This is a genomic window from Kutzneria sp. 744, assembly GCF_000568255.1.
Lineage (GTDB): Bacteria > Actinomycetota > Actinomycetes > Mycobacteriales > Pseudonocardiaceae > Kutzneria.
Genome location: NZ_KK037166.1, coordinates 9,555,313 through 9,566,080, shown reverse-complemented (window position 1 = coordinate 9,566,080; position 10,768 = coordinate 9,555,313). Strand labels below are relative to the sequence as shown.

The 10,768-nt window shown below is 70.4% G+C and carries 9 protein-coding genes and 1 pseudogene; 6 read left to right on the top strand and 4 right to left on the bottom strand.

The window, feature by feature from the left end; genetic code table 11:
• From KUTG_RS62345 to KUTG_RS57280, 4 genes and pseudogenes are all read left to right on the top strand, one after another.
• Positions 1–339: pseudogene (locus KUTG_RS62345) on the top strand (hypothetical protein); the annotation flags it as partial.
• The gene (locus tag KUTG_RS43745; RefSeq protein WP_043725560.1) at positions 336–1,244 is read left to right on the top strand and encodes an ABC transporter ATP-binding protein; all 909 of its coding nucleotides are present in this window, start codon (positions 336–338) and stop codon (positions 1,242–1,244) included. The pseudogene KUTG_RS62345 and the gene KUTG_RS43745, both read left to right, overlap by 4 nt.
• Positions 1,245–1,353: 109 nt before the next feature.
• On the top strand, positions 1,354–2,187 hold the full coding sequence (locus KUTG_RS43740; protein ID WP_043725559.1) for an ABC transporter permease: 834 nt from the start codon (positions 1,354–1,356) through the stop codon (positions 2,185–2,187).
• 125 nt (positions 2,188–2,312) lie between these two features.
• Positions 2,313–5,789 carry an ABC transporter substrate-binding protein gene (locus KUTG_RS57280; protein WP_084580495.1) on the top strand — a complete coding sequence of 1,159 codons (3,477 nt, stop codon included), beginning with the start codon at positions 2,313–2,315 and terminating at the stop codon, positions 5,787–5,789.
• Between the two features lie 2 nt (positions 5,790–5,791).
• Here the strand turns inward: KUTG_RS57280 and KUTG_RS43725 are convergent, their stop codons facing one another.
• The 3 genes from KUTG_RS43725 to KUTG_RS43715 form a co-directional block, all read right to left on the bottom strand.
• On the bottom strand, positions 5,792–7,081 hold the full coding sequence (locus tag KUTG_RS43725) for a TolB-like translocation protein (RefSeq protein WP_232241265.1): 1,290 nt from the start codon (positions 7,079–7,081) through the stop codon (positions 5,792–5,794).
• Between the two features lie 242 nt (positions 7,082–7,323).
• Positions 7,324–7,941, bottom strand: coding sequence for a lipase family alpha/beta hydrolase (locus tag KUTG_RS43720; RefSeq protein ID WP_232241264.1), 618 nt, complete (start codon positions 7,939–7,941; stop codon positions 7,324–7,326).
• 93 nt (positions 7,942–8,034) lie between these two features.
• Complete coding sequence (locus KUTG_RS43715; protein ID WP_232241263.1) at positions 8,035–8,901, bottom strand: inositol monophosphatase family protein; 867 nt, start codon at positions 8,899–8,901, stop codon at positions 8,035–8,037.
• Here KUTG_RS43715 and KUTG_RS62340 point away from each other — a divergent pair.
• The gene (locus KUTG_RS62340; RefSeq protein ID WP_198047513.1) at positions 8,900–9,376 is read left to right on the top strand and encodes an Lrp/AsnC family transcriptional regulator; all 477 of its coding nucleotides are present in this window, start codon (positions 8,900–8,902) and stop codon (positions 9,374–9,376) included. The genes KUTG_RS43715 and KUTG_RS62340 overlap by 2 nt on opposite strands.
• A 26-nt stretch (positions 9,377–9,402) precedes the next feature.
• A complete protein-coding gene (locus KUTG_RS62335) occupies positions 9,403–9,861 on the top strand; it encodes an Lrp/AsnC family transcriptional regulator (RefSeq protein WP_198047512.1) in 459 nt (152 codons plus the stop codon).
• Here KUTG_RS62335 and KUTG_RS43705 read toward each other — a convergent pair.
• The gene (locus KUTG_RS43705) at positions 9,812–10,705 is read right to left on the bottom strand and encodes an NAD(P)/FAD-dependent oxidoreductase (RefSeq protein ID WP_043725555.1); all 894 of its coding nucleotides are present in this window, start codon (positions 10,703–10,705) and stop codon (positions 9,812–9,814) included. The genes KUTG_RS62335 and KUTG_RS43705 overlap by 50 nt on opposite strands.
• Between the last annotated feature and the right edge of the window lie 63 nt (positions 10,706–10,768).

The window sequence follows — 10,768 nt, the reverse complement described above, 5'->3', positions numbered from 1 at the left end:
GGCTTCCCGCTGCCGGCCCAGCTCGCCGGGCGCCCGTTGCAGACCGACCGGGTCGGCGGCGGCCGCGGACTCGGCTTCTACGGCACCGGTTTGTCGGCTTTCGTCGCCGTGCCGCTGCCCCGCAATGTCGGTGCGGGCGTGGTGAACTCGATGGGCAAGGTCGGCGCGAAGACCGTGCCGCTGCCGATCGGCCAGGGCACCCTGCTGACCATCAACCCTTTGTCGGTGCTGGTCGAACGGGCCGGCTACCGCACGTTCCTGCTCGCCGGCGCCGTCGATCCGGCGCTGCTCACCCAGGCGGCCGCCGAGCTGTCGACGCTGCCCAGGAGGCGCCCATGATCGTCACACGCGGGCTGACCAAGCGCTACGGCTCGGTCCTCGCGGTCGACGCCGTGGACCTCACCGTGCGCGAGGGCGACCGCTACGGCTTCCTGGGCCCCAACGGCTCCGGCAAGACCACGACAGTGCGAATGTTGCTGGGCCTGGTCTTCGCCACCTCCGGCGAGATCGACGTTCTCGGCTCGCGGATGCCGCGGCGGGCGGCCGAGGTGTTGCCGCAGATCGGCGCCATGGTCGAGGGTCCGGCGGCCTACCCGCACCTGTCCGGCCGGCGGAATCTGTCCCTGCTGGACGCCAGCGGCCCCGGCGGCAGCCGCCGGACCCGGCGCGCCCGCATCGAGGAAGCCCTTGCCCAGGTGGGACTTTCGGGCATCGACCGACGGCCGGTGAAGGCCTACTCGCTCGGCATGCGGCAGCGGCTCGGGCTGGCCGCCGCACTGCTGCGCAAACCCCGGCTGCTGATTCTGGACGAGCCGACCAACGGCCTCGACCCCAAGGGAATTCACGAGGTCCGCGACCTGCTGATCGAGCTGAACCGGGCCGGCACCACCGTTTTCCTGTCCAGCCATCTGCTGTCCGAGGTGGAGCAGCTGTGCACCCGGGTCGGCGTCGTGGATCGCGGTCGCCTTGTCCTGGAAGAGGAATTGGCCACCCTTCGCGGCGGCACCGGCCTGGTCGAGGTGCGCAGTCCCGACGCCGCCGACGCGGTTTCCCTGCTCAACGGCCAACTCGTCGCCCGTGACGGAGAGAACCTGGTGATACGACACGGAGATCCGGCCGCGCTGAACGCGATGCTGGTGGCCGCGGGGCTGCGGGTGGCCGCGATCACCGAGCAGCGGCGGACCCTGGAGCAGGTCGTGCTGGACGTGACCGGCGCCGGCTCGGACCGGGTGGACGCCTCGTGATCACGGTCGAGCGGCAACCAAGGCACGCGCGCAGGACATCGGGCGGACGCCCCACGAACACCGTCGAGCGGCAACCACGGTGCCGCGCGGGGCATCGGGCGGTCGCCGCATGATCACGGTCGAGCTGCGCAAACTCGTTCTGCGGCCCCGCATCTGGACCAACATCCTGCTGCTGTGCGCGCTGCCGATCATCGTGGGCGTGTTCCTCAAGACCGCCGACTTCGCGCCGCCGCCGGGGCAGGGCGGCGCGTTCCTGTCGGCCGTGCGGGGCAACGGTTTGCTGTTCCCGGCCGCGGCGTTGGCGTTGGTGCTGCCCATCTTCCTGCCGCTGTCGGTGGCCGTGGTGGCGGGCGACTCGATCGCCGGCGAGTCCGTCGGCGGAACGCTGCGGTACCTGCTGATCCGGCCGGTCGGACGCTCACGGCTGCTGGTCGCCAAGATCGTCGCCCTGGTGGTTTTCGTGTTGCTGGCCATCGCCTGCGTGGTGATCAGCTCGCTGATCGTCGGAGTGATCCTCTTCGGCACGGGGACCAGCGCGGCCGGCGGCGCGGCGGCCGGGGCGGCGACGTCGCTGTCGGGTGTCTCGCTGACCCACGGCCAGCTCACCACGCGGTTGCTGTACTCCATCGGCTACATCGTGGTGGCGATGATCGGCTTCGGCGCGATCGGCCTGTTCCTGTCCACGCTGACCAGTTCCTCGCTCGGCGCGGCCCTCGGCGCGCTGTCGATCCTGATCACCAGCGCCGTGCTGCAGACCCTGGACGCGGCGGCGGTGATCCGGCCGTACCTGCCGACCAACTACTGGCTCTCGTGGATCGACTTCTTCCGCGACCCCATCTTCTGGGACTCCATCGACAAGGGCCTGTTGCTCCAGGCGGGGTACGTGGTGGTGTTCTTCGGCGCGGCGTGGGCCAACCTGGCCACCAAGGACGTGACCTCCTAGTCCCTGGTGTGCGGGAGATGGACCAACGGTCACGGTCCGTTCGGGTGATGTGATCACCGCATCCGTGCCGTACCAGGGCGGGTCTGCGATACATGGGAAAGAAAACCTCCCGTTCGGAGGGACCCGTGCCCGACGAAAGACGCCTGCCCCCGGCCACGGCGCTGGTCGCCCGGCTGCTGTGGAACCGCGACGCCGGCGGCCCGCGCCGCCGGCAGCCGGTCGTGGTGCTGCTCGGCCCGACCGGGGCCGGCAAGAGCTTCACGCTGCGCTCCATCGGCCGCAGCTGCGACAACGACGTGGTACACACCGACTACGACTTCCAGCGCACCACCCCGGCCGACACGATGGAAGTGCTGACACAGCTGGCTTACAGCCTCAGCCGCAAGTGGCCGCAACGGGGACGGCCGCGGTTCGCCCGCCTGGTCACCGGGCTGATCGCGGTGCGCACCCAGCTGACCGACCTGCACCACAAGAAGGCCAAGGAGAAGCTGCGGGCCGAGTTCGCCCAGTACACGGGGCGGCAGCGGCCGGCCCTGGGCGCGCTGCTGCGCGGCGTCGTGGACACCGCCGTGCACGCCGACATGATCGACAAGAACGTCGGCGCGGTGCTGAGCACCGCCCTGCCCGAGCTGGTGAACGCGGCCGGCCGGGAGTCGCTGCGGCGGGCGATCCGGTGGCACGGCGAGCATCCCGACCCACGTGCCGAGGACCCGTACGACGCGCTGCTCGACCTCAACCGGATGCCGGCCGCCGGCCGGAACGTGTGGCTGATGGCCGCGTTCCTGGCCGATGTGCGGGAGAGCCAGGAACGGCTGTCCCGGGCCGATCTGGGCAGCCGGTGCCGGTGCGACCGGCCGAGCCGGCGCCGGCACTGGCACAACTGGTTGCTGCTGCTGGACAACGTGGACCATCCCGACGGCGAACGCTTCCTGCGCGACCTGACCACCGCCCGCGAGCAGGTGCTCGCCCACGACCGCAACGCCCACGACCCGCTGCTGGTGATGGCGACCAGTGGGCGCTGGAATCCCGGCTGGGAACCGGATTGGCGGCCGCCGTGGCTGTCCGCGGCGGCGGTCAAGGCACGGACCGTGCAGTCCTGCCGCCACGCCGACTACGACGACTGGGCCGCCGAGCCGACCAGCCCCTACTATCCCGTGCTGCTGGAGGCGCTGACCCTGCGCGAGACGGCGCATATGCTTGGCGTGCCAGAGGATTCCCCGGCGGCGCTGCTGGCCTTGCGGGCCACCGGCGGGTTGCCGGCGGCGGTGAAGAGTGTGCGGCCGCTGTTGGAGAAGGCCACGCTCACGCCCGGCGCCCGGGACGTGCTCGATCCCGGTGATCACCCGTGGCAGCAACGACTCACCGACCTCGGCCTAGCGCGGCACGCCCCGGATCTCGGCATCGAGGAGTTCGTCAGCGCCGCCCCGTTCGCCACCGCGCCGTGGCTGCTGCCGTCGGCGGCGACCCGGGTCGACCACCGCAACGTCGGCCGGATCCTGACCGAGCTGCGCAATGCCCTGTGGGTGGTGGAAAGGCGGGACGGCAGCGCCACCGCCGATCCGGCCGTGCTGCAGCCGTGGATCGCCGGCAATCTGGTGCTGGCGTTGACCCATCGCGATCCGACCTCGGGCCTGCCGTCGTACGAGGAGCAGTTCTCGGTGCTGCTCAACGACTTCGGCACCGACCGGGCCCGCCGTGCCTACTGCCAGCTGGCGCTGGGGCGCGTTGTCGCCGTGGTCGACGACTTCGCGAAGGCGTTCGACAACGAACCGCACCGGGACTGGGTGGACCGCATGGAGATGGTCTGCCGCGCGCCCGACGCGCAGCCGCTGGGCCGGACCGTCACGCAGCTGTTCGACACGTTGGTCAAGCAGGCCAACCGGGATCGCGACCGGAGCCAGGTGGTGCGCAACGTGGTCAGCCGGCTGGTGGTCGCCAACTGGTTGACCACCAACCTGTTCACGGTGCCGTCGCCGGAGCGGGACATCGTCGAGCACGCCTACCGCCAGGAGCTGCCGCCGCAGTCACGCGAGGGCGACGTCAACGCGCTGCTCAACGCCGCCCGCCGGGCCGCGGAACCGTTGGTGGAACGGGGAGTCATCGCCCCGAGCGCACCGTGGCTGCTGACCCCGCGCAGCCGGTTCCGCCGCGCTGTCCCCTACGTCGCCGTGGGCATCGTCGCCGCCGTGGCCGCCGCCCTGATCTCCTTGCACCCGTGGCAGACCTGCGGCCGGGGCCTGACCGATGCCGGCGGTGCCGCCGGGTGCGTCGGCCTGAACCTGGATGCCACGGCATTCCGTGACCACGATCCGCTCTTCGACCTCGAACAGAAGGTGGCCGGACTGAACCCGCCGCGGACCGGCGCGTACGCCACGGTCGTGCTGCTGGAGGACATGACGCCCGATCCGGACGCCGACAGCCTGCTGGTCCAGGTCACCCGGCACGACATCGAGGGCGCGGCGGCCGCGCTGTGGCGGGCCGACAACTCCTCGGCCGCGTTCGGCACCACGCCGCGGATCCGCTTGCTACTGGCCAACTTCGGCAGCAACGGCGACCAGCAGGAGGCCGCCGTGGCGGCGATCGTCAAGGCCAGGGCCGAGGAGCACATCGTCGCCGTGGTCGGGCTCGGGCAGAGCCTGGACAGCACCCGCGCCGCCGCCGCGTCCCTGTCCGCCGCCGACATCACGGTGATCGGCTCGCAGGTGACCGCCGACGACATGAACCAGGACCTGGCCGGGCATCCCATCGACAACTTCTTCCGCGTCTCCCCCACCAACAGCGAGGAGGTTCGGGCCGGTGTCGGCTACCTCAGGCAGCGGGGCTACCAGCACACCTTGTTGGTGCAGGACCTCAATCCCGCCGACAGCTACACGCGGACGCTGACCAAGGCCTTCACCGCGGCGATGAAGCCCGAGTACCAGTCGCCGTACAAGGCGCCGCCGCAGCTGACCGGGCAGACCCGGGCCGACTACATGACCAACGTGTTCGCGCAGAAGTACAGCAACATCTGCGCGGACAAGCCCGACGTGGTCTACTTCGCCGGCCGTGGCAGCGATCTGAAGTACTTCCTCCAGGCGCTGGCCGACGGCGGCACGTGCGGGCTGGGTCCGATGGACATCGTCACCGGCGACGACGCCTCCAGCCTGGTCGGCGTCAAGGACCTGGCCCTGTCCAAGGACATCCACGTCTACTACACGGCCATCGCGCACGGCGGCCAGTGGCGGGCCTTCCCGGCCGGCTCCGCGTACGTGCGCAACTACGACGCCTTCGCGAAAGCGTTTGCGGACAACGGCTTCCCCGCCGCCGACCTCGACGACGGGCAGGCCATGTCCGAGCACGACGCCGTGTTCACCGCGGCCGTCGCCACGCGCAGGGCGAAGGACGTCACCACGGTGAACACGGTCGCGCCGTTCGTGATGCAGTTGCAGTGCAAGAACCCGGTCGGCGGGGCCACCGGCTACATCGCGTTCCCCAACACCGGGGGCAGCGACCCCGTCGACAAGGCCATGCCCATCATGCAGATCCATCCGGACGGGTCCGCGACGCAGGAGGGCCTGGTGTGGCCGTCCGGCACGCCGCTCGACCCCGACACCACCTGCTGAGCTCAGCCCAGGTCGCGGACGAACGTGTTGGCCGAGGGCTGCGGGGTGTCCGGCGCGAACGTGGTGGCGTAGGTCTTGAAGGCCAGCTGCCGGCCGTCCGGCGTGATCGACGGCTCCAGGGAGTCGCTGTCGCCCTGGGTGCCGTTGGTGGCCACGCTGGCCAGCGCCGTCGTGCCGGCCACGGTGTCGCGGACCACCACGTCCCAGTGGCCGTTGCTGTCACCCGGCACGAGGAAGTCCTGGGGCGACGAGAAGGCGACGTAGCGGCCGTCGCCCGAGATCGCCGTCCGGCCGCCGGTGTAACCGCCCACCACCGCACCGGTCGGGTCCACGTTCACGCGGGTGATCGTGTCCCAGTACTCCACCTTGGCCGTGAACAGGTCCGAGCGGTTGTTCGTGTCGCCCGGCACCAGGTTCGTCGCGTACGACTCGAACACGATGTGCCGGCCGTCGGCCGAGAGCCTCGCGCCGCGGCTCGTGCCGTTGCCCAGCGCGCCGTCGCTGCCCCGGCTGACCAGGCGGGTGTCCCCCGGCTGGCGCACGAAGACGTCCGTCGAGTGGTTGGTGTCCGCCCGCAGGTCCAGGTTGTCGGCGTCCGAGTTGAACGCCACCGTGTCCCCGTTGGCCGAGATCGTGGGCGCCCAGCTCGGCCCGTCCGCCTCGCGGAAGTAGTCGTCGAGGTTGATCCGGTAGTTGAACAGGTCCCCCCGCTTCCACTGGAAGATGTCCGACACGCCGTTGGTGTCCCCGCTGGCCAGGTTGCTGGCCAGCGAGTCGTACACGATCGTCTGCCCGTCCTGCGAGATCGCCGGATCCGCGCTCTCGCCGTTGGCCTGCGTCCACGGGTCGCCGCTGACGCGGGTCGTCTTCCCGGTCACCAGGTCGCGTTCGAAGATGTCCTGCACCCCGTTCGTGTCACCCGGCACCAGGTTCGTCGCCAGGGACTCGAACACCACGTACCGGCCGTCGCCCGAGATCACCGGGTTGCCGCTGGCCCCGTCGCCCTCGACGCCGGCCGTGCTCACGCTGACCCGGGTGGTGGCGCCGTTCTGCCGGTCCCGCACGAAGATGTCCGACACCCCGTTGCCGTCACCCCGCACCAGGTTCTTCGCCGACGACGAGAAGGCCACGAACCGCCCGTCCGTCGAGATCGCCGGCCGCCCGCTCATCCCCGACGCCGGCGTGCCGTCCACGGTGACGCTGACCAGCGTCGTGTCCGCCGTCGTCGCGGCGAACGCGACTCCCCCCGGCGCCAACGCCATGACCGCCAGGACGGTCCCGATGCGTCTCATCAACAAGCCCCTCTGCTCGGATCTGTGCCGCCGGAGCATGCCCAGCCGACCCCTCGCCCAGCATCGGGACATTCCCTACTAAACACCCTCCCTAGGACAATCGGGCAATCCGCTCCGCACGGACGCCCGCCGCAATACCCCCGCAGTTTTCCGAAGTCAAACGCCCCCTCCTCAGATGATCTTCTTCCCGCCACCCCGTCGGCCCACCATGCTTGGATCGATTCGGGGGCTGCTCAGAACGATCACGTGGGGCAGTCGGTCGGCGTCGTGCCGGCCAGGCTCGCCAGCACCAGTCCGATGACTCGGGGATCGGTCGGCAGCTGCCCGTGGTCCACGCTCGCGCCGGGGCAGATCTGCTGGAGCGGCAGGTTGATCGCCCCCGGCAGCCGGGCGGAGTCGGGCGGGGTGACGGTCTGGTCGTCCTCCGTCCAGATGGACACCCAGGGCACGTCGGCGGCGCCGGCGATGGGCTTGAGCACGGGGCTGCCGGGAGCGAGCTGCTGGCACGCGGTCGGGCAGGCGCTGGGGGCCAGCGCACCGCCTTGGGCTGCCAACTGCGTCCCGTGCAACGGCGAACCCAGCGTCACGACCCGCCGGACGCCCTTGTGACCGGCCACCCACAGCCGCGCCACGACGCCGCCGGCCGAGTAGCCCACGATGTCCACCGAGGACGTGCCGCCCGCAAGGGCGGAGTTCACGGCGGCGTCCAGGACCTGGGTCTGCTGCTGCAGATCCCCCGTCCCGTCCCCCGGCAACGTCAGGACAACGGCGTTCTTGCCGTCCTGACGGAGGCGTTGGGCCAGCGGCTCCAGGGAGGTCCGGTCACCGCCGAAGCCCGGCACCCTATTACGAATGGCCAAGGTAGCTTTGAATACGAACAGAAGTGAATCAGTAGCCCAATAAGACAAGGCAGCGCAACAGCATCCGCCGCCGGGGACTCAACCCTTGCCAGCTCACACCCCATCATGCAGCAGCGGCAACACCTTGTCGTGCAGCGTCGGCGGCGCGGCCAGGAAGCTGCGATCCCCGGTCCGCCACGGGAGGCCGTTCAGATCGGTGACGAGCGCGCCGGCCTCGCGGGCGATGAGCGCGCCCGGCAGCAGGTTGGTCTCGTCCCGGCCGAACTCCCAGAAGGCATCGATCCGGCCCGCGGCGGTATCGGCGATCTGCCACGACGTCGGCCCGAGATTGCGCACGGCGCCGACCTTCGGCAGCACGGCGGCGAGTGCGCGGCCGGCGCCGGCAATCGCGGCGGGTTCGTCGGCCACGGTCGGCGGCTGGCTGGTAGCGACCAGGCACACTGACAGGTCGATCTTCGTGGACGGCGCGATCGGCTCGCCGTTACGGAACGCGCCGCGGCCCCGCTCGGCGGTGTAGGTCTCCCCCAGCACCGACGAGTGCAGCACGGTGGCAATCGGTTCGCGGTCGCGGACCAGCGTGACGCTCACGCACCACTGCGGCAGGCCCTGGATGTACTGCACCGCGCCGTCGATCGGGTCGACCACCCACACCTCACCGGTTTCCGGCACCTCCGTGCGCATCTCCGCCGCCCACGGCACGTCCGGCCTGATCCGGTCGAGGTGCTCGGCGAGCAGCGCGGACGCCGGCTTGTCGATCTCGTCGAAGACGGCCATGAACTGGGGCATCGAGTCGGGCCGGGTGATCGGGTGTGCGGTGACGAGCGCGGCGACCGCCTTGGCGGCCTCGGTCAGCTGGGTGATGAGCTCTGAGGTCATGCCCCGAGCATCGCCGCCGTTGGCGGTTTCGGACTGGTCCTCGCCGCTGAACTGAGCGAAACTGGCCGTTGTGGCGTCCGACATGGCGGTTGAGGTCCTTGACGACCGCGATCTGCGGCTGATCGCGGCCCTTCAGTGTGACGGGCGGTTGACCGCCGAGCGGGCCTCCGAGGTGCTCGACATCAGCACTCGGATGGTGCGGCGGCGGTGGGCCGAGCTGCTGGGCACCGGGACCATCCGAGTCACCACCATCCCCGACCGCCCGGCCGGCACGGGTGCGATGCTGCTGCGGATCAAGGTGCTGCGTGGCAAGGTCGACTCCATCGCCGCCGCCCTCGCCGTCCGCGACGATGTGCCGTTCATCGACCTCACGGCCGCCGGCGACGAGATCAGCGCCGTCATGCTCACCCGGGACGGCGCCCACAACGGCTTGCTGCACAACCAGCTTCCCGCGACGTCGGCCGTCACCTCCGTCGAGGCGAAGACTGTGCTGCACGTGTTCTCCGAGGCCCCGCCTGGCGTCTCGGCGTTCTCTCGCACCGTGAACGCACTGATCTGACACCAAAACCCTCCGGTGAGTCCACGGTGGATTGTATCGATGCATCCATTCTGGACTGTCTGGCTTCGGACGCCCGCGAGTCCGCCGCCTCCGTCGCCGCGCAGACCGGCCTCCCCGAATCCACTGTGCGACGCCGGATCGGCGCGCTGGCCCGAAGTGGCTCGCTGCGCACCCAGGTGTTGTTCGATCCCCGGCGCGCCGGTCTCGCCGTCGACGCCAACCTGTGGATCCAGGTCGAACCGTCCCGTTTGGACCACGTCGGCCGCACCATGGCCGTGCACCCCGCCGTGCACGGGTGCGTGGCCACCACCGGCCAGTCCAATCTCCAGGTCGCCATCTGGATCCGCGATCTCGACGAGCTCTACCGCCTCGTCACGCGGGAGCTGGGCGTCCTCGGCGTCACCGCCGTCGACACCGTTCTCGTCGGCCGGGCCGTCAAGCGGCCGGAAACGCCTTGGCTACCGCCAGTTCGGTCTCCTCGGTGATCAGGTCCGCATTGATCGCCGCCCCGGCCCGCACGCCCGCGGCCGCCGCGCCGATGACCTGCTCCATGAGGTTCGTGACGTTGCCCGCGACCCACACGCCGGGGACCCCGGTCGCCTCGCCGTCGGCCGGGATGCAGGTGCCGGCCGGGTGTTCGGCGGCGGTCAGTCCGAGGGCGGTGAGCACGTCAGCGTTGGAGCGGGCGTTCGGGGCGATGACAAAGGCATCGTGGTCGAGGTCATCCAGACTGCGCACGACGCCCTCGACGACGAGGATGCCTCGCGCCTCGAACTGCTTCCGTTGCGTGTCGTCGAGTTCGACGATGCCGTTGAGGTAGAAGGTGATGTCGTCGCTCCACTGCCTCCACATCAGGGCCTGATGGACGGAGATCGGGCTGCACGCGATGACGCCGATGCTCCGGTCGCGCACTTCCCAGCCGTGGCAGTACGGGCAGTGCAGCACGTCCTTGCCCCACCGCTCCGCCACGCCTTCGATGTCGGGCAGCTCATCGGTGAGACCGGTCGCCACCAGGAGCCTCCGGCCGTCCACAGTGGACCCGTCGGCCAGCTCGACCGTGAAGCCGTGCCCCGTTCCGGACGCCTTCACCGCTTCGCCGGCGACGATCTCCCCGCCGTACGACTCGACCTCGCCGCGCCCGATGCGCAGCAGCTCCAGCGGGTTGATCCCCTCCCGACCGAGGTAGTTGTGCGCGTTGCCGGCCGGCGCGTTGCGGGGCCGGCCGGCGTCGATCACCAGCACCGACCTCCGGGCCCGGCTCAACGTCAACGCCCCGCTCAGCCCAGCGGCACCGCCACCGATCACGATCACGTCGTAGTTACTGTTCATACCAGGATGATGCGACCGCCTGGCGCGATCGGCAAAAGAACTTGCTGTTTCAGCAACAGGGAG